A 22576-nucleotide genomic window follows, 5' to 3' on the forward strand; every position below is an offset into this window, starting at 1 on the left:
CTTGTGGCTCTGATCACTCTGTGCCGACGCCGAACAGGCCGGTCGGACGCAGGACAAGGATCAAGAGGAAGATCCCGAAATAGACGACCTCTTTCAGGTCGGGGGCGATGTAGTAACCGGCCAGCGTATCGACGATGCCGATGATCATGGACCCGGCCACCGCGCCGTACAGGCTGCCCAGGCCGCCCAGCACCACGATCACGAAGGCGGTCAGCACGAAGTACGTGCCCACCGTCGGGAACACCGGATACTGCGGCGCCAGGAGGCCCGCGGCGATGCCGACGAAGGCGGTGCCCAGGCCGAAGGCGATGGCGTAGACGTTGTTGACGTTCACCCCCATCAGCGTGGCGGCGTAGCGGTGCTGCGCCACCGCCCGCAGCGCGCGGCCCAGGTAGGTGCGGTGCATGAACAGGTGCAGCAGCACGGCCAGGCTCAGGCCGACCACGAAGGTCACCAACTGGCCGGTGACCATGGAGTAGTTGCCGACGTCCAGGGTGCTGGTGCCCAGTTGCACCGGGGCGCGGAACACGTTGGCGCCGAAGATCACCAGCGCCAGGTTCAGCAGGATGGTGGACACGCCCACCGTGGCGAAGATCTGGATGTGCTGGTCGGCGTTGAGCAGCGGCTGGATGATGCCTTTCTGCGTCAGCGCGCCCAGCGCGAACAGGATGACCGCCACCGGCACCAGGCCGATGTACGGGTGCACGCCGAACTGCGCCGCGATCAGGTAGACCGCGTACATGCCGATCATCAGGAATTCGCCATGCGCGAAGTTGACGACGCGGACCACGCCGAAGATCAGCGTCAGCCCCAGGCTGATGATGGTGTAGGCGCCGCCCAGCAACAGGCCGTTGATGACCAGTTGAATGAAGATATCCATGGTGCAACCTCTTGGAACGGGGCGCGTCCCGGCCGCGCGCCGTCGCCGGCGGGGCCGGGGCCGCGGGCCCCAGTGAAACGCCGGACGCCCCCGAGCGTCCGGTTTGCTGGCTTGCCGTGCCGGGCCTGCCGGGTGGCGGCCCCGGCGTTCTATTTCTTGAAGACGGGCTTGCCCAGCGCGAGGTTGTCAGGCGCGATGGTGACCAGCTTGCCATCCTGCCACTGCATCACGTAGAAGGTCGAGGCGTTGTTCTGGCCGTCCTCGCCGAAGTCGAAGGCCCAGCCGTTGGCGGTCTGGCCGGCCGGCTTCTTGTACGCCAGCACGGCCGCGCGGATCTTGTCCTTGTCGGTCGACTTGGCGTTGGCGATGGCTTCGAAGAAGGCCTTGGCGCCGACGTAGTTGGTCAGGCTGTGGCCGGACTGCGGGTCGCTCTTGTAGGTGGTCTTGTAGGCTTCCAGGAACTTGTCCAGGCCGGGCGCGCCGGCCGGATTGATGGACGATTGCGGGAAGTCCAGGTCGAACACGCCGTTCATGTCGGCGCCCACGGCCTTGGCAGTGTCGGCCAGCGAATAGCCGCCACCGGCGCCGATCACCACCTTGGGCTTGAAGCCGGCGGCGCGCGCCTGGCTGAAGTACAGGATGGCGTCGTTCTGGTAGGCGGTCTGCAGCACCACGTCGACCTTGGCGCCCTTCAGGCGCAGGATCAGCGAGGACAGGTCGACCGTCTTGGCCGAGTAGGGCAGCACCTCGGCCACGGTGTAGCCGAGTTCCTGGGCGCGCTTTTTCTCGGTGGCGGCCACGTCGGTGCCGTAGGGGCCGTCCTCGTGGATGATGCCGATGCGCACTTCCTTCGGGTTCAGGCCCATGCCCGGCCCGATGATGTCGTGCAGCGCGTTGACCACCGACACGCCGTACAGCGCGGTGTTGGGGTTGCTGCGGAACAGGTACTTGTAGCCGCGCGTGGTGATCTTGTGGGCGGTGGCGCCCAGCTCGAAGTAGGGCACGCCGGCCAGTTCGGTCACGGGCGAGGCCGCGTATGAGATGCCCGAGGCGTAGCTGCCGAACACGCCGACCACGTTCGATGAGATCAATCGCTTGGTCTCGGACACCGCCTGGGTCGGGTCGACCGCGTCGGCCTTGATGATCTGGATCTTCTCGCCGTTGATGCCGCCGGCGGCATTGATTTCGTTGACGGCCAGCTCCAGGCCGCGATAGCTCTCCTGTCCCAGCAGCGCCAGCGCGCCGCTGAACGGGAAGAGCGCGCCCACTTTCATGTCGGCCGCCGCGGTGCCGCTGGCCATGGCGCCGCACAGGCCCAGCGCGATGGCGAATTGTTTGATCTTGAACACTGTCTACGCTCCTTTGTGGGTTTGGATGCGGACTGTTGTCTGAGTCGTCCGTCTGTTTTTGAATATATGATATATGCGCCGGTGGGGTGTGAGAACCTCGTCCTGGATTCTAGTGCCGGACTTGGCCGGCTGAATCGGGGATTTCCCTCAAGCCGCATGAATAAAGCGTTTGCGGGCAGTTTTCCGCTGCGCGGCAGGTCAAATTCCGCTGTCCGGACGCTGTTTCGCGGCCCTTTTCATGGCTGCTTTGATGGCAAGAAAACTCCCCTTTGAATCATATATCCTATATGATCAAAAGGCGTTTGAGCACAAGAATCCAGGAGACAAAGAGCATGTTCGAGGAAGTGGATTTCGCCGGAAAAAAGGTACTGATCACCGCCGGCGCCGATGGGCTGGGCCTGGAAATGGCGCAGGTGTTCCACCGGGCCGGGGCGTCGGTGCTGGTGTGCGATGTCAACCGCGAGCGGCTGGCCGCGCTGCCGGCCGAATTGCCCGGCGTGCGCGCGGTGCATGCCGACGTGTCGGATGAAGACAGCGTGGCCGCCCTGTTCGACGCCGTGCGCCAGCAGCTGGGCGGCCTGGACATCCTGGTCAACAACGCTGGCGTGGCCGGCCCCACCGGTTTCGTCGAGACCTTGTCCAAGGCCGACTGGGATCGCACCCTGGCGGTCAACATCACCGGCCAGTTCCTGTGCGCGCGCCAGGCCATCCCGCTGCTCAAGCAGTCGCGCGCCGGCGTCATGATCAACCTGTCGTCGGCCGCGGGCCACCTGGGCTTTGCCGGGCGCTCGGTCTATTCGGCGTCCAAGTGGGCGGTGATCGGCTTCACCAAGTCGCTGGCGATCGAGCTGGGCGGCCACGGCATCCGCGTCAACGCCATCCTGCCGGGCGCGGTCGAAGGCCCGCGCATCCGCGCCGTGATCGAGGCCAAGGCCAGGACGCTGGACAAGCCGGTCGAGGAAATTGCCGCGCTCTACGAAAACCAGGCGGCGCTGGGCCGCATGGTCACGGCGCGCGACATCGCCAACATGGTGCTGTTCAACGCCAGCGAGGCCGCCCGCAGCGTCACGGGGCAGGCCATCGTGGTGGACGGCTTCACGCAGAAGCTCTACTGATGGCGGCCGATCCGCGGCGGCGCCGCGCCGCCATCATCGGCACCGGACTGATCGGCCAGGCCTGGGCCATCGTGTTCGCGCGCCAGGGCTGGCAGGTGCGGCTGTACGACGTCAACGCCGCCATGCTGGCCGAGGCCGGCGCGCTGATCCGGCGCCAGCTGGATGCATTGCAGGCGCACGGCCTGCTGCGCGACGCGGCGGCGGCCGCCGCCCGCATCGAGGTGGCCGCCAGCCTGCCCGAGGCGCTGGCCGGCGCCCGCTACATCCAGGAGAACTCGCCCGAGCGGCTGGCTCTGAAGCGCGATCTGTTCGCGCAACTGGACGCGGCGGCCGATCCCGACGCCATCATCGGCAGTTCCACTTCCAGCATTCCTGCCAGCGAATTCACCGAAGGCCTGCCCGGCCGGGCGCGCTGCCTGGTGGCGCATCCGGTCAATCCGCCCTATCTGATCCCGGTGGTGGAGCTGTGCCCGGCGCCCTGGACCAGCGAGGCCGCCATGCAGGCGGCGCGCGACATCATGCTGGATATCGGCCAGAAGCCGGTGACGATGCGGCGCGAGATCGAGGGCTTCATCCTCAACCGCCTGCAGGGCGCGCTGCTGCACGAGGCCTTCCGCCTGGCCGCCGCCGGCATCGCCAGCGCCGAGGACATCGACACCACGGTCAAGGACGGCCTGGGCCTGCGCTGGTCGTTCATGGGGCCGTTCGAGACCATCGACCTGAACGCGCCCGGCGGCCTTGCCGACTACTGCGCGCGCTACGGCGGGCTGTACCAATCCATCGGCGCCAGCCAGCGCGAACCCGTGCCCTGGGACGGCGCGCTGGTCGAGGCCCTGGCGTCCGAGCGGCGCGGCCTGCTGCCGGACGATGACCTGACGGCGCGCCGCTACTGGCGCGACGAACAACTGATGCGCCTGATGCGCCACAAGCAACAGCAAGACAACGGAGACGAAAATGGCTAAAGCCAAGCAGAAGGTCGTGATCACCTGCGCCGTGACGGGCGCCATCCATACCCCCAGCATGTCGCCGCACCTGCCGGTGACGGCCGACGAGATCGCCGAGGCCGCCATCGGCGCGGCCCGCGCCGGCGCCGCCGTGCTGCACCTGCACGCGCGCGACCCGCAGACCGGCAAGCCGTCGCAGGACCCGGCGCTGTTCGAGCCGTTCCTCAAGCGCATCAAGGCCGAGACCGACGCCATCATCAACATCACCACCGGCGGCAGCCCGCACATGACGGTGCAGGAGCGCATGCGGCCGGCCACCACCTTCAAGCCGGAGCTGGCGTCGCTGAACATGGGCTCGATGAATTTCGGCCTGTTCCCGATGCTGGGCCGCTTCCAGGACTTCAAGCACGAGTGGGAGCGCGAGCACCTGGAGAACAGCCGTTCGCTGATCTTCCGCAACACCTACCAGGACATCGAATCGATTCTGGAGCTGGGCAACGCCAACGGCACCCGCTTCGAGTTCGAGTGCTACGACATCAGCCACCTGTACAACCTGGCGCATTTTGTGGACCGCGGCCTGGTGAAGTCGCCGCCGTTCATCCAGTCGGTGTTCGGCATCCTGGGCGGCATCGGCCCGCACCCCGAAGACCTGATGCACATGAAGCGCACCGCCGACCGCCTGTTCGGCAATGAATACGAATGGTCGATCCTGGGCGCCGGCCGCAACCAGATGCCGCTGGCCACCATCGGCGCGGCCATGGGCTCGAACGTGCGGGTGGGGCTGGAGGATTCGCTGTGGATCGGGCCGGGCCAGCTGGCCGAGTCGAACCGCTCGCAGGTCGAACGCATCCGCACCATCCTGGAGGCGCTCAACCTGGAAGTGGCCACGCCCGCCGATACCCGCGCCAAGCTGGGCCTGAAGGGCGGCGACAACGTGGCGTTCTGACGCCAGGCCGGGCAAGGGCGTGCGCGCCGCCGCCGGATTGATGCCCCCGCCGATGGGGAGGCGCGCGGCCCGCCGGATGCGGGTCGCGGCGCTCGCTGGCGCCGCCCGCGGGACGCCGCCAGCGCGAGCGGCGGGGCGTCAGGCGTGGCGGCGCAGGGCGGCGACGAGGGTCTTGATGTCCAGGGGACGATCGAAATTGGCGGCATGGCGCGCGGCCAGCGTCAACTCGGCCGCCCGCGCCAGTTCGGCGTCGGACGGCGCGGCCGCGCCCAGCGCTTGCAGCGTGGTGGGCAACCCCACCTGTTCATACCACTGCGTCAGGGTGGCCAGCATGCCGTCCTGGCGCGCCTCCAGGTCCAGCTGCACCAGCAGGCCGACGGCCACCTGCAGGCCATGCGGCGCGCTGGCCAGCCCGGCGATCTTCGGCAGGCCGCGCGTCAGGGCGTGGGCGATCGACAGGCCGCCGCTCTCGAAGCCCAGGCCGCTCATCAGGATCATGGCTTCCACCACCCGTTCGAAGGCGGGCGTGGGCTGGCCGCTGCCGGCCACGGCCAGCGCGTCGGTGCCGTCGGCCAGCAGCGTGCGCAGGCAACCGTCGGCGATCAGCTGGGCGGTCAGCGGCGGGACGCCGTCGTACATGTTGCGTCCGCCGTTGCGGGCGCATTGTTCGGCTTCGAATTTCTTGGAGATGGCGTCACCCAGGCCGGCGCGGAAGAACGCCGCGGGCGCGGTGGCGATGACGGCGGTGTCGACCAGCACGATGGTGGGGTTGAACAGCATGTGCTCGACCGCCAGGAGGTTGTGATGGGCGTCGTACAGCACGTAGTTCTTGCTGGTGGGGGCGTCGTTGGAGGCCACCGTGGGCACCGTGACCAGGTGGCAGTGCTCGGCCTTGGCCACCGCCTTGCCGGCGTCCAGCGCCTTGCCGCCGCCCACCGCGATCACCATGTCGACGCCGGCGGCCGCGGCCTGCGCGCGCAGCGCCGCGATCGATTCGGGCGTGATGTCGCCCTCGACCGGCAGGGCCGTCAGCGCCACGCCGTGGGCGCCGCACAATGCCTCGATTCTCGGGCCCAGCACGCCCTGCACGTAGCGGTCGATGACCAGGGCGGCGCGGCGGCCGAACAGGGCGGCGTATCCGCCCAGCGCGTCGAGCGCGCCGGCTCCCTGGATGTAGCGGCCGGGAGCGCCAAAAATCTTCAGCATCGAGTCTTCCTATTTGCGAGGCCCGGGCGGGCGGTAGTCGAGTTCTTTTTCGCGTTCGACCAGCCAGTCGATCATGATCTTGCCGCCCCACACCAGGTCGGCCTGGATCGCCTTGGTGGCGGCTTCGGGGTCGCGCGCCTCCAGCGCGGCCAGCACGGCCTCGTGGCGGTGTTCGTCCTGGGAGTAGTCCAGCCCCGCCGTCTTGATGTGGAACACCTTGAGGATCGGGCCGGTGATGACCCAGAACGATTCCACGGTGTTGCGCAGGATGGGCTTGTTGCTGGCTTCCAGGATGCCGAAGTGGAACTTGCGGTTCAGGTAGCTGGCGCGCTTGGGGTCGGTCGAGGTGCAGGAGATGAAGTCCTTCTGCAGCGCGATCAGGTTGTCCAGTTGCTTGCGCGTGATGTTCCTGGCGGCCTCGGCCGCGCCCATGCCTTCCAGGTGGAAGCGGATCTGCTGGATCTCGCGCAGCTTTTCCGAGTTGACATAGGGCACGTAGACCGCGGTGGCGGCCTGCATTTCCAGGCCCTGTTCGCTGATGAGGCGGAAGATGGCCTCGCGCACGGGCGTGATCGAGACGCCCATTTCCTGGGCCAGCTCGCCAATGATGAGGCGCTCTCCGGGTTCGTACTGCCCGTTGATCAGGGCGTTACGGATCTCGTTGTAGACCTTGACGGAGAGGTTCTCTTTTTTTACCGGTTTAAGGCTGGGCATGACGGTCGAGGCTTGGGTTCGATGGAATGGCGGAGGCCGTGAAACGGCGCCCGGCTGAATTCTATCCCGCCCTGGCCAATTCAAGCGCGATTGGTATATTATATATCATATATTCTGATAAGCGAAGGAGACGCCATGCGCCAGGACCGGGGAGACCCAAGCGAAGACGAGGTCCGGATGCTGCGGGAAAAGGCCCGCCACATCCGGTTGGAAACCATCCGGCTGATCGAGATCGCCAAGGTCGGGCACTACAGCTCGGTCTTTTCGTGCGCCGAGATCTTTGCCGCCCTGTATTACGACGTGATGCGGCTGCGGCCGGGCGAGCCTGGCTGGCCGGATCGCGACCGCTTCCTGATGGGCAAGGGCCACGCGGCCGTGGGCCTGTTCCCGGTGCTGGCCGACCACGGTTTCATTCCGCATGAACTGCTGGACGGCTACACCCGCCTGGGCAGCCCCCTGGGCGACCACCCTGACATGACCAAGGTGCCGGGCGTCGATTTCAGTTCCGGCTCCATCGGCCATGCGCTCTCGAACGGCGCCGGCATGGCGCTGGGCGGCCGCATGAGCCAGCGCGACTTCAACGTGTTCGTGATGCTGGGCGATGGCGAGATGCAGGAAGGGCAGGTGTGGGAGGCCGCGTTGTTCGCCGCGCACCACAAGCTGTCGCGCCTGGTGGCCATCATCGACCGCAACGGCTACCAGCTCGACGGCAAGGTCGACGACGTGATCGGCGTGGAATCGCTGCGCGACAAGTGGCAGGCCTTCGGCTGGGAGGTGCACGAGGTCGACGGCCACGACCTGGCGGCGCTGACCGCGCTGCTGCGGCGGCTGCGCGCGGACGAGGCGCGCGCGCGGCCGGCCTGCGTCATCGCCAAAACCATCAAGGGCAAGGGCGTTTCCTATATGGAGACCGAACCCGGCTGGCATCTGGGCTACCTGGCGCCGCAGGACGCGCAGGCCGCCATCGACGAAATCATGACCCGCGAGATCTGAATGGCACAGGCACAGACGCTTTCCCCCGATTCCTGGCAGTACCGCGCGCTGAACGCGGTGAACCCCGGGCTGTCGTATCTTTCCGACGCGCTGATCGATTTGGCGCGGGCCGGGCATCCGGTGGTGGCCGGCTCGGCCGACCTGCAGTATTCCAACGGCCTGAACCGCTTCGCCTCGGCCTATCCCGACCGCTACGTGCAGTTCGGCATTTCCGAGCAGAACATGGTGTCGGCGGCGGCCGGGCTGGCCACCACCGGCGCGATGCCGTTCGTGGCGACCTTTGCCTCGTTCCTGGGCCTGCTGTGTTGCGAGCAGATCCGCATGGACGTGGCCTACACCAAGTTGCCGGTGCGGCTGATCGGCCATCACACCGGCATCAGCCTGGGTTTCTATGGCACCTCGCACCACGCCACCGAGGACATCTCGACCATGCGCGCCATCGCCGGCCTGACCGTGGTGTCGCCGGCCGACGGGCCGCAGCTGGCCGCCGCCATCAAGGCCTCGGTGGACTGGCCCGAGCCGATCTATTTCCGCATCGGCCGCGGCCGCGACCCGCAGGTGTATGAAGACGGCGCGCCGTTCGCGTTCGGCCGCGCCATCGTCCATTCGACCGGCAGCGACCTGAACATCATCGCCTGCGGCATCACGCTGCACGCGGCGCTGGAAGCGGCCGCCCGGATGCGCGAGGACGGCCTGTCGGTGGGCGTGATCGACATGCCCACCCTCAAGCCGCTGGACCGCGAGGCGGTGCTGGCGGCGGCCGGGCAGGCCTCCGTCCTGCTGACGGTGGAAGAGCACAATGTGATGGGCGGCCTGGGCTCGGCGGTGGCCGAGGTGCTGGCCGATGCCGGCAGCGGCACGCGGCTGCGGCGCCATGGCATCTACGACGAATACAGCCTGATTGCCCCGCCCACCACGCTGTACGCCCACTACCGGCTGGACGGCGCCGGCATCGAGGCGGTGGCGCGGGAATTGGTGCGGCGCTAGGACAGCATTGAAGGGCGCCCGGCGTGGCGCCACGACACGGAGACAGCAATGAAGGAAATCAGCGGCAACACCCGCCTGTTCGGCATCCTGGCCGACCCGATCTACCACGTCAAAACCCCGCAGCGCATGAACGAGCATTTCGCCCGCATCGGCTTCGACGGCGTCTGCGTGCCGTTCCATGCGCGGCCCGACAACCTGGCCGAGGTGGTGGCCGGACTGCGGCGGCTGGAGAACCTGGGCGGCCTGATCGTCACCATGCCGCACAAGACGGCGATCCTGGCCCTGGCCGACGAGGCCACGCCGGTGGCGCGCAAGATCGGCGCGGCCAACGTGGTGCGGCGCGAGGCCGACGGCCGCCTGGTGGCGCACATGCTGGACGGCGAGGGCTTCGTGCGCGGCCTGCGCACGCACGGCGTGGCGCCCGAGGGCAAGAGCGCCTATCTGGCCGGCGCCGGCGGCGCGGCCAATGCCATCGGCTTCGCGCTGGCGCAGGCGGGCGTGTCGCGGTTGACGATTGCCAACCGCACGCCGGCCAAGGCCGAGGATCTTAAGGCACGCATCCTGTCGCTGCACCCCGAGGCCCGCATCAGCGTCGGCACGGCCGATCCGTCGGGCCACGACCTGGTGGTCAATGGCACCTCGCTCGGCATGAAACCGGACGACGCGCTGCCGCTGGACGCGGCGCGGCTGACGCCGGACCAACTGGTGTGCGAGGTCATCATGCAGCCGGCCGACACGCCGCTGCTGGTGGCGGCGCGGGCGCGCGGCTGCAAGGTGCACTACGGCGCGCCGATGCTGGCCGGGCAGATCGAGCTGATGGCGGAAATGATGGGCGTGGCGCCGGCCGCGCAGGGCTGAGGCGGCGACGGACGAGACGATGGGCGACTACGACTTCATTATCGCGGGCGGCGGCACCGCCGGCTGCATCCTGGCCAACCGCCTGACGGCCGATGGCCGCCACCGGGTGCTGATGCTGGAAGCGGGGCACGAGGCGCGCAGCATGTGGATCTCGATCCCGGCGGGCTTTTCCAAGCTGTTGGTGAATCCGGACTACAACTGGCGCTTCGCCACCGAGCCGGAGGACAACGTCTACGGCCGCACCATCGCCGTGCCGCGCGGCAAGGGCCTGGGCGGCTCGACGCTGATCAACGGCATGATCTACGTGCGCGGCCGGCCGCAGGACTACGACGGCTGGGAGGCCGCCGGCGCCACCGGCTGGGGCGGCGGCACCGCCGAGCGGGTGTTCCGCAAGATTGAATGTTATGAGCCCGGCGGCGAGACCCGCGGCAAGTCCGGGCCGATGCACCTGGAGGAAGTGGCCGAGCGCTTTCCTCTGTCCGACGCCTTCCTGCGCGCGGCGCAGGAGGACGGCCTGCCGCTCAACCCGGACTACAACGCCGGCCGCCAGGATGGGGTCGGCTACTACCAAGTGGTGCAGCGCCACGGCCGCCGCTGGAGCGTGGTCGACGGTTACCTCAAGCCCGCCGCCGGCCGCAAGAACCTGACGGTGGAGTGCGGCGCGCACGTGACGCGGCTGCTGTTCGAAGGTAAGCGCTGCGTCGGCGTGGCCTATCGCAAGAATGGCCAGGAATTCACCGTGCGGGCGCGGCGCGAGACATTGCTGTGCCTGGGCGCGGTGCAGTCGCCGCAGCTGCTGGAACTGTCGGGTGTGGGCAATCCCGCGCTGCTGCAATCCTTCGGCATTCCGCTGGTGCACGCGCAGCCGCAGGTGGGCGAGAACTACATCGACCACTTCGCCACGCGCATGAACTGGCGGGTCCGGAACACCGTGACGCTCAACGAGATGTCGCGCGGCTGGCGCCTGGCGCAACAGGTGGCGCGCTACTACACCCGCCGCAAGGGCATCCTGACGCTGGGCACGGGGCTGGCGCACGGCTTCGTCAAGAGCGCGCCGGACCTGCCGGCGGCCGACGTGCAGTATTTCTTCGTGCACGCCAGCTACGCCAACGCGGCCGAGCGCATTCTCGATCGCGAGCCGGGCATGACCATCGGCGTGGCGCAGCTGCGGCCGGAGTCGGTCGGGTCGATCCACCTGAAGTCGGCTGATCCGCTGGCCGCGCCGTCGATCCGGCCCAACTTCCTGTCGGCGCAGATCGACCGCGACAGCCTGGTGGGCGGCATGCGGGTGGCGCGGCGCATCGTGCAGCAGCCGGCTCTGCAGCGCTATATCGAGCGCGAGCTGAGCCCGGGGGCGGATGTGGACAGCGACGAGCAATGGCTGGACTTCGCGCGCCGCAACGGCCAGACCATCTACCACCCGATCGGCACCTGCCGCATGGGCTCGGATGGCGGCGCGGTGACCGATCCGCGCCTGCGGGTCAACGGCATCGACGGCCTGCGGGTGGTGGATGCCTCGGTGATGCCGAAGATGGTGTCGGGCAACACCCAGGCGGCGGTGATGATGGTGGCCGAGCGCGGCGCCGAGCTGATCCTGGAGGATGTTGCCGCCACGTGATGCGGTGTGGCGGCCGGTGAATCGGGCGGCATGCGCAAGCGTAAAAATTTCATTGATAAAAATGATTTTCCGTATTTTGGCCACGAAAAATCTATGGGAAAGCTCCGAAGCGGTAGGATTTATAGGGTAAATACTTAAAATCCCTGTCTTGTGGGGACGTTGAAATTCTTCTAATGTTTTTTCATTAATAAAATTGAATTTCACGATAATGCGCGCCGCTCCGGCGCCGCGCCACGTTCCCCACCGACGAGACGAGACATGACCCTACGTTTGCAAGACAAGCGCGCATTGGTGACCGCGGCCGGCAACGGCATCGGCCGCGCCAGCGCCCTGGCCATGGCGCGCGAGGGCGCCCAGGTCTGGGCCACCGACATCAACGAGGCCGCGCTGGCCGACCTGGCCAAGGAGGCCCGCGCGGCCGGCCTGGACGGATTGCGCACCCGCGTGCTGAACGTGCGCGACGGGGCGGCCGTGGCCGACTGCGCCCGCGAGACCGGTGCGGTGGACGTGCTGTTCAATTGCGCGGGTTTCGTCCACGCCGGCACCGTGCTGGACTGCGACGAGGCCGACTGGGACTTCAGCATGGACCTGAACGTCAAGACCATGTACCACACCATCCGCGCCTACCTGCCGCTGATGCTCGAGCGCGGCGGCTCGATCATCAACATGGCCTCGGCCGCCTCCAGCGTGAAGGGCGTGCCCAACCGCTTCGTCTATGGCGCCTCCAAGGCCGCCGTGATCGGGCTGACCAAGGCGGTGGCGGCCGACTTCGTGGCGCGCGGCATCCGCTGCAACGCCATCTGCCCCGGCACGGTCGAATCGCCCTCGCTGCGCGAGCGCATCGCCGCGCAGGCGCGCCAGCAGGGCAGTGACGAGGCCGCGGTGCGCGCCGCCTTCGTGGCGCGCCAACCCATCGGCCGCGTCGGCCGGGTCGAGGAGGTCGCGGCGCTGGTGGTCTACCTGGCCAGCGACGAATCCGGCTTCACCACCGGTACCATCCAGGTTATCGACGGCGGCTGGTCCAACTGAGCCGCCGTCCCGCTTTGTTCCCTTTCAAGGATTCCGCATGAAACTCGTACGCTACGGCCAGCCCGGCCAGGAAAAACCCGGCCTGATCGACGCCCAGGGCGCGCTGCGCGACCTGTCGGGCGTGGTCGCCGACATCGACACCGCCGCCATCGCCCCGGCCGAGCTGGCCCGGCTGGCCAAGCTCGACCCCGCCAGCCTGCCGCGCGTGGACGGCGCGGTGCGCTACGGCTGCCCGGTCAACGGCGTCGGCAAGATCGTCTGCGTCGGCCTGAACTACGCCGACCACGCCGCCGAGTCCGGCCTGCCGGTGCCGGCCGAGCCGGTGCTGTTCCTCAAGCCCAGCTCGTCGCTGAGCGGCCCGAACGACCCGGTGATCATCCCGCGCGGCTCGGTCAAGACCGACTGGGAAGTGGAGCTGGGCGTGGTCATCGGCAAGAAGGCCTCGTACGTGGAAGAAAGCGAGGCCATGGACTACGTGGCCGGCTACACCGTGGTCAACGACGTGTCCGAGCGCGAATACCAGATCGAGCGCGGCGGCCAGTGGGACAAGGGCAAGGGCTGCGACACCTTCGCGCCGGTCGGCCCGTGGCTGGTGACGCGCGACGAGATCGCCGATCCGCAGAACCTGGACATGTGGCTGGAAGTGAACGGCCACCGCTTCCAGAACGGCAGCACCCGCACCATGGTGTTCGGCGTGAAGACGCTGGTCAGCTACATCAGCCGCTTCATGTCGCTGATGCCGGGCGATATCATCAGCACCGGCACGCCGCCGGGCGTGGGCCTGGGCCAGAAGCCGCCGGTGTACCTGAAGGCGGGCGACGAGATGCGCCTGGGCATCGCCGGACTGGGCGAGCAGCGCCAGGCCCTGCAGGCCTGGGTCCGCGCCGAATAAAATCGGGTTCCACTCCTTTGCCGCCGCCATGACCGCATCCAAGATTCCCGTTCCCGATCCCGCCACGCCCGAGGCCGACGCCGCGGACTCGCCGGGCGCGCAACGCTACGCCGCGCCCGCCCTGGAAAAGGGGCTGGACATCCTGGAGGCGCTGGCCGCCAGCCCGGCCGGCTACACGCTGGCCGAGCTGGCGCAGAAGATCGGCCGCAGCGTCAGCGAGATCTTCCGCATGGCGGTGACGCTGCAGCGGCGCGGCTTCGTGCAGGTCGACGACAACGACCGCTACACGCTGACGCTGAAGATGTTCGAGCTGGCGCACCGCCAGCAACCGCTCAAGTCGCTGGTGAGCGTGGCGCTGCCGTTGCTGCGCGAACTGGCCAACCGCGCGCGCCAGTCGTGCCACCTGGCGGTCTACCAGGCCGGCCGGGTGGTGGTGATCGCGCAGGTCGACAGCCCCGAGCGCTGGTCGTTCGGCCTGAAGGTGGGCGTGATGATGGGCCTGACCGACACGTCCTCGGGCCACGTGCTGCTGGCGTTCCGCGACGAGGTCGAGCGCACCCGCATGCTGGCCGCCCACATCAAGGTGGAAGGCGAGCTGGAGTCCGACCCGGGCGAACTGTTCCCGATCCTGGCGGACGTGCGCAAGAACGGCTGCGCCTGCATGGCCAGCCGCCAGATCCGCGGCATCACCAACGTCGCCTATCCGGTGATGGGCGTGGGCAACCAGGTCATCGCCGCGATCAACGTGCCGCACATCGAGCGCATCGACCGCAAGGAATCGCCCAGCATCGCCCAGGTGCAGGAGATCGTCGGCAACGTCGCCCAGCGGTTGTCGACCTTGATGGGCTACAGCGGCTACCTGCCGGAGCAGGCCTGAGGGAGAGCGCGCTCACGCCGCCTGGATCGGGATCACCGCATGCACCGAGCGGCCGCGCGCATCGATCGCCACCGTCACCGGCATGTCGCGCACCTCGAACTCATAGATCGCCTCCATGCCCAGGTCCGCGAAGGCGACCACGCGCGCCGCGCGCACCGCTTGCGACACCAGGTAGGCCGCGCCACCCACCGCGCTCAGGTAGGCGCCGCCGTGGGACTGGATCGCCTGCACCGCCAGCGGTCCGCGCTCGGCCTTGCCGATGGTCACCAGCAGGCCGCTGTCGGCCAGCAGGCGCGGCATGAACTTGTCCATGCGGGCCGCGGTGGTAGGGCCGGCCGGGCCCACCGCTTCGCCGGCCACCGGGTCGACCGGGCCGACGTAGTACAGCGCGCGCCCTTGCAGCGGCACCGGCAGCGGTTCGCCCCGCCCCAGCAATTCATCCATGCGCTTGTGCGCGGCGTCGCGGCCAGTCAGCAACCTGCCGGACAGCAGCAGCGTTTCGCCCGCTTGCCACGAGGCGACCTCGGCGCGCGTCAGTGAGTCCAGATCGACCCGGCGGCCGGCGCTGTCCGGCAGGGCGTCCGGAATGCCGTCCCAGGCCGCGGGATCGGGCGGCGGCAGTACCGCCGGCCCGCTGTCGGGCATCGTGAACGTCACGAAGCGGGTGGCGGCGCAGTTGGGCAGCAGCGCCACCGGCAGCAGCGCCGCGTGCGAGGCGGCGGTCGCGACCTTGACGTCGAGCACGGTGGTGTCGCCGCCCAGGCCCTGGGCGCCGATGCGCAGCGCGTTGACGCGCTGGTGGACCTCGATCCGCAAGCGCTCGACCGGGTCTTGCGCGCCGCGCGCCAGCAGCTCGGGCATGTCGATCGGCGTGAAGAGGGCGCGCTTGGCCAGGGCCATGGCCTGTTCCGGCGAACCGCCCACGCCCAGCCCCAGCACGCCCGGCGGGCACCAGCCGGCGCCCATGCCGGGAAGTTGCGCCACCACCCAGTCGGCGGCCGAGTCGCTGGGATTGAGCATGGCATAGCGCGCCTTGACGTCGCCGCCGCCGCCCTTGGCGACTACGGTCAACTCCAGTCCGTCGCCTTCCACCAGTTCCACGTGCAGCACGGCGGGCGTGTTGTCGCGGGTGTTGCGGCGCAGGCCCAGCGGGTCGCGCACCATCGATGCCCGCAGCGGATTGGCGGCACAGCCATAGGCGCGCGCCACGGCCCGGTCGGCCAGGCTTTGCAGGCTGGGCGTGGGGCCGGGGCCGTCGGCGCGGATGCGCGCGTCCATGCCGAGCCGGGCATACACGTGGGCCACGCCGGTGTCCTGGCAGACCGGGCGCCGCGCCCGCGCGCTCATCTTGCTGTTGACCAGCAATTGCAGCAGCGCGTGGCGGGCGGCCAGCGCGGTCTCGCGCTCGTGGGCGGCTTTCAGCGCCCGCACGAAATCGGGCGGGTGCGTGTGGCTGACCGCCTGCAGGGCCTGGGCGATGCTGGTCTCGATATCGGAAGCGAGCAGGACGCGCATGATGTGCCGGGCCTATTGCAGCGTGATGCCGGCCTGCTTGATGACGCCGGCCCAGCGCTTGCCTTCGTCGGCGGTGAACTGCTGGAAGGCGGCGGGCGCGTACTGGCCCTCGGGCAGCAACTGGATGCCCTGTTCCACCATCTTGCCGGTGAAGTCCTTGTCGGCCAGCGCCTTCTGCCAGGCCTGGTACAGCGTCTGCACCACCGCGTCCGGCGTGCCCTTGGGCGCATACAGGCCGTACCAGGTGGATACCTGGAAGCCCGGCAGGGCCTGCTCGCCCATCGGCGCCACATTGGGGAACTGCGCCATGGCGCTGGCGGAGGTCAGCCCCAGCGCGCGCACCTTGCCGCCGCGGGTCTGCGGCAGCGCGGTGTTGGTCTGGTCGAACATGGCATCGACCTGGTTGCCCATCAGGTCGTTCAGCGCCGGCCCGGCGCCCTTGTAGGCGATGGGCGTGATCTCCATGCCGGCCTGGCTGGCGAACATGGCGGCCACCAGGTGCGAGGTCGAGCCGACCCCGGCATTACTGAAGTTGAGCTTGCCCGGGTGCCGCTTGCCGAAGGCGATCAGTTCGGACACCGACTTGTACGGCGAGCTTTCGCCCACCAGCAGCACCAGCGGCGTGTCGGGGAAGCGGAACACCGCCTGGAAGTCCCTGGTCGGATCGTACGGCAGCCGCGGGTACAGCGATGGCGCGGCGGCCATGTAGCCGATGTGGCCGACCAGGAAGGTGTAGCCGTCGGGCGTCGACTTGGCCGCCTTGGCCGCGCCGATGGTGCCGCCCGCGCCGCCCACGTTCTCGATCAGGATGGTCTGCTTGAGTTCCTGCGCGACGCGGTTGGCGATGTTGCGCGCCATCGCGTCGGTGGGGCCGCCGGCCGCGAACGGCACGATCCAGGTGATGGCGCGGTTGGGGTAGGTGTCCTGCGCGTGCGCGCCCGGTGTCAGGGCGAACGCCGCCGTGGCGGTGACCGCCGCGAGCCAGTTCTTCATGGTTTGTCTCCGTGGGTGTTTTTTTTTCGGGGGAAAGCCGGCGCCGCGGTTCAGGCGGCGCCGGGGTTGAGATGGGCGCGCATGCGGTCCACCATCCGGGGCGCGGCCCCGAGGTAGTGGACCGGATCGCACAGCCGTTCGATCTGGTCCGCGCCGAGCCGCTGCGCGACCCGCGCGTCCTCGCGCAGCGCGTCGGCCAGGCGGCGGCGCGACGTGGCCGCTTCGCGGCAGGCGTCGTAGACCACGTCGTGCGCGGTCTGGCGGCCGATGTGCGGGGCCAGGCCCATCATCACGGCCTCGGCCACGATCAGGCCGCCGGACAGGTCCAGGTTGCGCGCCATGCGCGCGGCGTCCACTTCCAGGCCGCCGAGCATGAAGCGGGCCTGGCGCAGCGAGCCGGCCGTCAGCACGAAGGCTTCGGGCACGGCCGACCACTCGATGTGCCAGGGGCCGGTGGCGCGCTCGAAATCCTGCAGCATGGCGTCCAGCGCCAGCCCGGCGTGCTGGCGCACCGTCTTGGAGGCGGCCCACATGAGTTCGCACGAGATCGGATTGCGCTTTTGCGGCATGGTGCTGGAGGCGCCGCGGCCCTTCACGAAAGGCTCGAACGCTTCGCCCAGCTCGTTGGTCATCATCAGCATGATATCGACCGCGATCTTGCCCAGCGAGCCGCACACCAGCGCCAGGAACTGCACCGTTTCGGCCAGGCCGTCGCGCGCCACGTGCCAGGTGACCGGCGCGGCGCCCAGGCCCAGTTCACGCATCAACGCGCCATGCACCGCCAGGCCCTGATCGCCGAGCGAGGCCAGCGTGCCGGCCGCGCCACCGAATTGCCCGATCAGCACCCGCGGCCGCAACTGCGCCAGGCGCTCGCGATGGCGCCGCAGCATCAGCAGCCAGACGGCGGCCTTGTAGCCGAACGTGATCGGCAGCGCGTGCTGCAGGTGCGTGCGGCCCGCCATGGGCGTGTCGCGGTATTGCCCGGCCAGGCCGTCAAGGATGCCATCCAGCGCTTGCAGGTCGGCGTCCACCAGATCCAGCGCCTCGCGCACCTGCAGCACGGTGGCGGTGTCCATGATGTCCTGCGTGGTCGCGCCCCAGTGCAGATATTCGCCTTCCGGACCGCATTGGCGCGACAGCTGGTGCACCAGCGGCAGGATCGGATAGCCGACGATCTCGGTTTCCTCGCGCAGCAGCGCCATGTCGAGGGCGGCGGCGTCGGCGCGCGCCTCGATGGCGCGGGCGGCCTCGGCCGGGATCACGCCCAGCCGGCCCTGCACCCGCGCCAGCGCGACTTCGGTTTCCACATAGCGCCGCACGGTGGCGGCATCGTCGAACACGGCCCGCATCGCGGCGGTGCCGAACATGTCTTTGAACAGGGCGGATTCGAGGACCGAGACTGGCATAAATGTACGCTCTTAAAAAGTTGTACGTACATTTAAGCAGGGCCGTCGGCGGACGTCAATGCCGGGGAATACCCGCGCCCGGCAGCAGATAGAATGGAGCCTGTCGCAAACACCCCCGGTTCCATGTCCATCTCGCTGTACACCCGCATCTCCGAAGAACTGGCACGACGGATCGCCGGCGGCGTGTATGCCGTGGGGGCCGTGCTGCCGTCCGAGAACGCCCTGGCCGAGGAGTTCGACGCCAGCCGCCACACCCTGCGGGCGGCGTTGCGCCAGTTGCAGGACCTGGGGTTGATCGCGCGCCGGCGCGGCAGCGGCACCGTGGTCACGGCGGCCCGGCCCAAGGCCGGTTTCAGCCAGTCGCTGCGTTCGCTGGAAGACCTGGTGCAACTGGCCGCGCGCACGCCGCGCACCATCCTGCAGGTGCAGGAGATCGTGGCCGACCTGGACCTGGCCGCGCGCCTGGGTGTCGGGCCGGGCACGCGCTGGCTGCGCTTCGCCTCCACCCGCGGCGCGCCGGGGCAGCCGCCGGTGGTGTGGACCGAGCTGTACGTGGATGCCCACTACAAGGGCGTGCGCAAGCTGGCGCGGCAGCACCCCGACCGGCTGGTGTCGGAATTGATCGAGGAACACTACGGCCGCCGCATTGCCTCGGTCGAGCAGACCATCTCGGCCTGCGCCATGCCGGCGGCGGTGGCGGGCGAGCTGCAGGTGGCGCCCGAATCGCCCGGCCTGCTGATCCTGCGTCACTACAAGGACCAGGCCGGGCAGATCGTGGAAGCATCGTGCTCGTACCATCCGGCCGGACGCTACGAGTTCTCGACGACGCTGATCCGCGAGCACTGAGCCGCGTCCGCGGCACGCGGGCGCGCGCCAAACCCGCGCCGACGCTGCAACAATCGGCGCCGATGCGCCTACACCGCGTACACCACCCGGTGCGCCTCCGTCGGCAGCGGCAGGTCCCAGCGGTGCAGCATGCCCAGCAAGGTCTTGTTCGGCAGCGACGTGTCGCGCCGGGCGTTGCGCCGCAGCAGTTCGGCGCGCGGCTGTTCCAGGTACACCAGCTCGACCTCGGCGTGGTAGGCGTACAGCAGGTCCAGCGTCTTCTTGCGCATCAGCTGGCTGAGGTTGGTGGCGTTCCAGACGAACGGCCGCCGCTGGCGCAGCAATGCCTTGGCCTGGTCGATCGCCAGGTGCGCCACCTTGCCCTCGTTCTTGCCGTGCGCCAGGCCGAGCGCTTCGCGCGCGTCGTCGAACGACACCACCGGCAGGTCGGGGTGGTGCACCGCCACCCAGCTGTTCTTGCCGCTGGCCGGCAGGCCCGCCATCACGATGACGCGCGAGCCGGGCTCCTGGAACAGGGGATAGTCCGGATGCACGTCGGCGCCGCGAAAGTAGCTGACGGCGGTGTGCGCATCGGCGAAGCGCCGCGGCTGGCCGTAGCAGTCTTCCTCGCGCGCGGCCTCGCGGAACAGCGCGATGTTGTCCAGCACCTGCCGCTGGTCGCGGCAGATGCGGCCACGCATGTCGGCCTCGGCCAGCATCGCCAGCAGCGGAATGCTCAGTTGCCACGACAGCTCGCGCACGATGAATTCCACCGATTTGCCGCGGCGCGAGCCGGACAAGGCGAAGAACGGCACCTGGTGCACGGCGATCAGGCGGCAGATGGCCTCGCGCACGGCGAAGGGCACGCCCGCGTCCCACAGCGCGATGCGCGCGTCGATCGCGCCCCGGGCGGAATGGCCGGGTTGCGAAATTGCGCCGCTGGCCGAGTCGATCACCGTGGTGGCGTGTTTGGCGACGTCGTGCAGCAGCGCCGCCAGGAACACGATCTCCTGGTCGGCGCGGCTGGCGGCCTGGTAATCGGGCAGCGCCAGCAGCGCTTCGACCACCATGCGCGTGTGGGTCCAGACGTCGCCCTCGCCGTGGTAGCGCGGGTCCTGCGGCGTGGCCTTGGCCAGCTCCAGCGCCGGAAAGGCCGCCAGGCAGGCGGCGAAGTCCGGCGCCTGGCCGGCGGCGGGCGCCAGGGCCCGCAGTTGCTCGTAGTTCATGATGTCTCCCTGTCGCCGCGCAGTGTGTCCCAATCCACCCGCGGTCGCGGGGCGTACAGGTCGACGCCGGGCGCGAGCTGGTTGGGCACGTAGGGCTGCTCGGAATGGTGCTTGTCGGCGGCCAGGATGGCCTGGACGAAGTCGGCGCGCACCCATTTGTATCGGCCCAGCGTCCTGCCGTCGGCCTCCACCTTGATGTACAGGCCTTCCGACAGGTCCGACTTGTCGCATTGCCGCCAGGCCAGCGCCAGGTCCAGGCCCTCGCGCCGCACGGTGGCCTCGAACGCGTCGCGCCACCGCGCCGTCTTGGCCAGCGACGGCCGCAGCAGGGCCTTCAGGTCGGCCAGGCGCGCGGGCGCCAGGCCGTCGTACAGGACAGGCACCGACAGCACCGGGCCGCCGGCCAGCAGTTCGCGCCGCGCCTCGGTGGACAGGAAGGCGCCGGTGCGGCGGTCGAGCACGTCGAACTCGAAGAAGTGGTGCGGCAGCGCGTCGTAGAACACGGAGTGCTTTTTCGACAGCGTTTCGCCGTACATCACGTAGCGGTCTTCCAGCCGTTGCAGCAGCCAGCCGGCGTGGGCCTGGGCCCAGGCCTTGATGAAGTTGAATTGGCGTTCGCGTCCGCCGCCCACCAGGTAGTGGCCGCGCGATTGCAGCAGCAGGTCGCCCGCGGGGCTGAAACTGATGCCGGTGTTGGCGCCATCGAGTTTCTCCTCCACCACCAGGCGCAGGCCGCGCAGGTCGCGGTAAGGCACGTGGTCGTGGCCGTGGTCGCCTTCCTGCAGCCGCGAGCCTTCCAGGTGCGGGGTGCGGGGGTAGCGGAACAGTTCAAGGGATTGCGCACAGGCGCGGAAATCCGGCGTCATGGGTCTTCTCCAGGAAAAGTGGGGAAGCCGACGACACGGTCTTGCGGGGAAGGGAAGCGAGGGGGGGGATGTGTTGCGCGTTCCGGAACCGCGCCTGCCGCGGGTCGCGCTCAAGACCGGGAAGGTCGAGCCGCGTGAATGGACAGGCTGACCGCGATTACCGGAAGGTAGTCGTCGGCGTTTAGGCGAATTGACGAATGGCAGACACGTTGGCACCCGGGAAAAAAGGGGTTGTTGAAAGGCAAGGGCGCATCCTAAGGCAACGGGGATGACGCTGTCAACGCCGTGTCCGCCGGTTGTTGTCCGGCGGACACGCGGCGCTGCGGCCAGCTTCGCGCCGGCATGGCGTGGCGCCGGGCGCCATCGCCGTATCGCGGTGCTATCACTTTGCTATCACGTTTATATCACAATCGTGTTTTCCTGACGTCACAGCCGCGTCACCTGCAGCACCGCGTCGGCGAAGGCCTCGGGCGCTTCCTGCGGCAGGTTGTGGCCGATGCCGCCGGTCACGTCGACGTGACGGTACTTGCCGCTGAACTGGCCGGCATAGGCGGCGGGCGCGGGGTGCGGCGCGCCGTTGGCGTCGCTTTCCAGCGTGATGGTGGGCACCGCGATCTTCGGCGCCACCGCCAGGCGCCGCTCCAGGTCGTCGTAGCGCGCCTCGCCCTGGGCCAGCCCGAGGCGCCAGCGGTAGTTGTGGATGACGATGGCGACGTGGTCGGGGTTGGCGAAGGCGCGGGCGCTGCGCGCGTAGGTGGCGTCGTCGAAGCGCCATTGCGGCGAGGCCAGTTGCCAGATCAGCTTGTTGAAGGCGTCGACGTTGGCGGCGTAGCCGGCCGCGCCGCGCTCGGTGGCGAAGTAGAACTGGTACCACCACTGGAATTCGGCCTGCGGCGGCAGCGGCTTGCGGTTGCCTTCCTGGCTGCCGATCAGGTAGCCGCTGACCGACACCAGCGCCTGGCAGCGTTCCGGCCACAGGGCGGCCATGATGTTGGCGGTGCGCGCGCCCCAGTCGAAGCCGGCGATGACGGCCTTGCCGATCTTCAGCGCGTCCATCAAGGCGATGATGTCGACCGCCACCACCGCCTGCTCGCCGTTGCGGGCGGTGCCGGCCGACAGGAAGCGGGTCGAGCCGTAGCCGCGCAGGTACGGCACGACGACGCGGTAGCCGGCGGCGGTCAGGCGCGGCACGACGTCGATGAAGCTGTGGATGTCGTAGGGCCAGCCGTGCAGCAGGATGGCGACCGGGCCGCCGGCCGGGCCGGCGTCGACGTAGCCGATGTCCAGGTCGCCGGCGCGGATCTGGCGGATGCCGGCGAAGGGAGCGGCGCTGGGGG

General features: G+C 68.9%; 21 protein-coding genes. 11 read left to right on the plus strand and 10 right to left on the minus strand.

Going from position 1 to position 22576, the window contains the following annotated elements:
- Positions 1-13 precede the first annotated feature (13 nt).
- Together DK459_RS11120 and DK459_RS11125 are read right to left on the minus strand one after the other, a co-directional pair.
- Positions 14-880 (minus strand): branched-chain amino acid ABC transporter permease, encoded by an 867-nt coding sequence (locus DK459_RS11120; RefSeq protein ID WP_006387153.1) that lies wholly within the window; start codon positions 878-880, stop codon positions 14-16.
- 149 nt (positions 881-1029) lie between these two features.
- A complete protein-coding gene (locus DK459_RS11125) occupies positions 1030-2181 on the minus strand; it encodes an ABC transporter substrate-binding protein (protein ID WP_194957170.1) in 1152 nt (383 codons plus the stop codon).
- Positions 2182-2561: 380 nt separating this feature from the next.
- Here DK459_RS11125 and DK459_RS11130 point away from each other — a divergent pair, with 380 nt between their 5' ends.
- Genes DK459_RS11130 through DK459_RS11140 form a run of 3 tightly spaced genes read left to right on the plus strand, consistent with a single transcriptional unit; the run spans position 2562 to position 5234 of the window.
- Positions 2562-3344, plus strand: coding sequence for an SDR family oxidoreductase (locus tag DK459_RS11130; RefSeq protein ID WP_026383327.1), 783 nt, complete (start codon positions 2562-2564; stop codon positions 3342-3344).
- Positions 3344-4306: a 3-hydroxyacyl-CoA dehydrogenase gene (locus tag DK459_RS11135; protein WP_024069783.1), complete on the plus strand. Its 963-nt coding sequence runs from the start codon at positions 3344-3346 to the stop codon at positions 4304-4306. Before DK459_RS11130 ends, DK459_RS11135 begins: the two co-directional genes overlap by 1 nt.
- On the plus strand, positions 4299-5234 hold the full coding sequence (locus DK459_RS11140) for a 3-keto-5-aminohexanoate cleavage protein (protein ID WP_024069782.1): 936 nt from the start codon (positions 4299-4301) through the stop codon (positions 5232-5234). Before DK459_RS11135 ends, DK459_RS11140 begins: the two co-directional genes overlap by 8 nt.
- 138 nt (positions 5235-5372) lie before the next feature.
- Here DK459_RS11140 and DK459_RS11145 read toward each other — a convergent pair whose 3' ends face one another.
- On the minus strand, positions 5373-6440 hold the full coding sequence (locus DK459_RS11145; protein WP_110134718.1) for a glycerol dehydrogenase: 1068 nt from the start codon (positions 6438-6440) through the stop codon (positions 5373-5375).
- A 9-nt stretch (positions 6441-6449) separates the two neighbouring features.
- Entirely contained in the window at positions 6450-7154 is a 705-nt protein-coding gene (locus tag DK459_RS11150; RefSeq protein ID WP_006387160.1) for a GntR family transcriptional regulator, read from the minus strand.
- A gap of 177 nt (positions 7155-7331) precedes the next feature.
- Between DK459_RS11150 and DK459_RS11155 the strand changes: the two genes are divergently transcribed.
- The 7 genes from DK459_RS11155 (at position 7332) to DK459_RS11185 (ending at position 14408) form a co-directional block, all read left to right on the plus strand.
- Positions 7332-8147, plus strand: coding sequence for a transketolase (locus DK459_RS11155; protein ID WP_102964990.1), 816 nt, complete (start codon positions 7332-7334; stop codon positions 8145-8147).
- Positions 8148-9134, plus strand: a complete 987-nt coding sequence (locus DK459_RS11160; RefSeq protein WP_060721636.1) for a transketolase family protein — start codon at positions 8148-8150, stop codon at positions 9132-9134.
- 48 nt (positions 9135-9182) lie between these two features.
- A complete protein-coding gene (locus DK459_RS11165) occupies positions 9183-9992 on the plus strand; it encodes a shikimate dehydrogenase (RefSeq protein WP_054507126.1) in 810 nt (269 codons plus the stop codon).
- Positions 9993-10011: 19 nt separating this feature from the next.
- Positions 10012-11610, plus strand: a complete 1599-nt coding sequence (locus DK459_RS11170; protein ID WP_110134719.1) for a GMC family oxidoreductase — start codon at positions 10012-10014, stop codon at positions 11608-11610.
- 258 nt (positions 11611-11868) lie between these two features.
- Entirely contained in the window at positions 11869-12639 is a 771-nt protein-coding gene (locus DK459_RS11175) for an SDR family oxidoreductase (protein WP_110134720.1), read from the plus strand.
- Positions 12640-12676: 37 nt separating this feature from the next.
- The gene (locus DK459_RS11180; RefSeq protein WP_024069772.1) at positions 12677-13531 is read left to right on the plus strand and encodes a fumarylacetoacetate hydrolase family protein; all 855 of its coding nucleotides are present in this window, start codon (positions 12677-12679) and stop codon (positions 13529-13531) included.
- 28 nt (positions 13532-13559) lie between these two features.
- A complete protein-coding gene (locus DK459_RS11185) occupies positions 13560-14408 on the plus strand; it encodes an IclR family transcriptional regulator (protein ID WP_076468347.1) in 849 nt (282 codons plus the stop codon).
- 12 nt (positions 14409-14420) lie between these two features.
- On the opposite strand, the gene DK459_RS11190 is transcribed toward DK459_RS11185, so the two are convergent.
- Genes DK459_RS11190 through DK459_RS11200 form a run of 3 tightly spaced genes read right to left on the minus strand, consistent with a single transcriptional unit; the run spans position 14421 to position 18322 of the window.
- A complete protein-coding gene (locus DK459_RS11190; RefSeq protein WP_110134721.1) occupies positions 14421-15923 on the minus strand; it encodes a fumarate hydratase in 1503 nt (500 codons plus the stop codon).
- Between the two features lie 12 nt (positions 15924-15935).
- Entirely contained in the window at positions 15936-16916 is a 981-nt protein-coding gene (locus DK459_RS11195; protein WP_054439946.1) for a tripartite tricarboxylate transporter substrate binding protein, read from the minus strand.
- A 50-nt stretch (positions 16917-16966) separates the two neighbouring features.
- Entirely contained in the window at positions 16967-18322 is a 1356-nt protein-coding gene (locus tag DK459_RS11200) for an adenylosuccinate lyase family protein (RefSeq protein ID WP_110134722.1), read from the minus strand.
- A gap of 93 nt (positions 18323-18415) precedes the next feature.
- Between DK459_RS11200 and DK459_RS11205 the strand changes: the two genes are divergently transcribed.
- Positions 18416-19168 (plus strand): GntR family transcriptional regulator, encoded by a 753-nt coding sequence (locus tag DK459_RS11205; RefSeq protein WP_233256795.1) that lies wholly within the window; start codon positions 18416-18418, stop codon positions 19166-19168.
- 68 nt (positions 19169-19236) lie between these two features.
- Here the strand turns inward: DK459_RS11205 and DK459_RS11210 are convergent, their stop codons facing one another.
- From DK459_RS11210 to DK459_RS30770, 3 genes are all read right to left on the minus strand, one after another.
- On the minus strand, positions 19237-20373 hold the full coding sequence (locus tag DK459_RS11210; protein WP_054448465.1) for an AAA family ATPase: 1137 nt from the start codon (positions 20371-20373) through the stop codon (positions 19237-19239).
- Complete coding sequence (locus DK459_RS11215; RefSeq protein ID WP_110134723.1) at positions 20370-21239, minus strand: RNA ligase family protein; 870 nt, start codon at positions 21237-21239, stop codon at positions 20370-20372. Before DK459_RS11215 ends, DK459_RS11210 begins: the two co-directional genes overlap by 4 nt.
- Before the next feature lie 426 nt (positions 21240-21665).
- The coding region (locus DK459_RS30770) for an alpha/beta hydrolase (protein WP_233256796.1) at positions 21666-22576 on the minus strand (911 nt) is incomplete at its 5' end.

Origin of the sequence: Achromobacter sp. RW408 (assembly GCF_003184165.1) — a bacterium.
In the GTDB taxonomy this organism is placed as follows: Bacteria; Pseudomonadota; Gammaproteobacteria; order Burkholderiales; family Burkholderiaceae_B; genus Achromobacter; species Achromobacter xylosoxidans.

Bases quoted from the DNA above. Each gene is read 5' to 3' on its own strand.
- DK459_RS11120 (WP_006387153.1), bottom strand. From the start codon at position 880: ATGGATATCTTCATTCAACTGGTCATCAACGGCCTGTTGCTGGGCGGC.
- DK459_RS11125 (WP_194957170.1), bottom strand. From the start codon at position 2,181: ATGGCCAGCGGCACCGCGGCGGCCGACATGAAAGTGGGCGCGCTCTTC.
- DK459_RS11130 (WP_026383327.1), top strand. From the start codon at position 2,562: ATGTTCGAGGAAGTGGATTTCGCCGGAAAAAAGGTACTGATCACCGCC.
- DK459_RS11135 (WP_024069783.1), top strand. From the start codon at position 3,344: ATGGCGGCCGATCCGCGGCGGCGCCGCGCCGCCATCATCGGCACCGGA.
- DK459_RS11140 (WP_024069782.1), top strand. From the start codon at position 4,299: ATGGCTAAAGCCAAGCAGAAGGTCGTGATCACCTGCGCCGTGACGGGC.
- DK459_RS11145 (WP_110134718.1), bottom strand. From the start codon at position 6,440: ATGCTGAAGATTTTTGGCGCTCCCGGCCGCTACATCCAGGGAGCCGGC.
- DK459_RS11150 (WP_006387160.1), bottom strand. From the start codon at position 7,154: ATGCCCAGCCTTAAACCGGTAAAAAAAGAGAACCTCTCCGTCAAGGTC.
- DK459_RS11155 (WP_102964990.1), top strand. From the start codon at position 7,332: ATGCTGCGGGAAAAGGCCCGCCACATCCGGTTGGAAACCATCCGGCTG.
- DK459_RS11160 (WP_060721636.1), top strand. From the start codon at position 8,148: ATGGCACAGGCACAGACGCTTTCCCCCGATTCCTGGCAGTACCGCGCG.
- DK459_RS11165 (WP_054507126.1), top strand. From the start codon at position 9,183: ATGAAGGAAATCAGCGGCAACACCCGCCTGTTCGGCATCCTGGCCGAC.
- DK459_RS11170 (WP_110134719.1), top strand. From the start codon at position 10,012: ATGGGCGACTACGACTTCATTATCGCGGGCGGCGGCACCGCCGGCTGC.
- DK459_RS11175 (WP_110134720.1), top strand. From the start codon at position 11,869: ATGACCCTACGTTTGCAAGACAAGCGCGCATTGGTGACCGCGGCCGGC.
- DK459_RS11180 (WP_024069772.1), top strand. From the start codon at position 12,677: ATGAAACTCGTACGCTACGGCCAGCCCGGCCAGGAAAAACCCGGCCTG.
- DK459_RS11185 (WP_076468347.1), top strand. From the start codon at position 13,560: ATGACCGCATCCAAGATTCCCGTTCCCGATCCCGCCACGCCCGAGGCC.
- DK459_RS11190 (WP_110134721.1), bottom strand. From the start codon at position 15,923: ATGCGCGTCCTGCTCGCTTCCGATATCGAGACCAGCATCGCCCAGGCC.
- DK459_RS11195 (WP_054439946.1), bottom strand. From the start codon at position 16,916: ATGAAGAACTGGCTCGCGGCGGTCACCGCCACGGCGGCGTTCGCCCTG.
- DK459_RS11200 (WP_110134722.1), bottom strand. From the start codon at position 18,322: ATGCCAGTCTCGGTCCTCGAATCCGCCCTGTTCAAAGACATGTTCGGC.
- DK459_RS11205 (WP_233256795.1), top strand. From the start codon at position 18,416: ATGGAGCCTGTCGCAAACACCCCCGGTTCCATGTCCATCTCGCTGTAC.
- DK459_RS11210 (WP_054448465.1), bottom strand. From the start codon at position 20,373: ATGAACTACGAGCAACTGCGGGCCCTGGCGCCCGCCGCCGGCCAGGCG.
- DK459_RS11215 (WP_110134723.1), bottom strand. From the start codon at position 21,239: ATGACGCCGGATTTCCGCGCCTGTGCGCAATCCCTTGAACTGTTCCGC.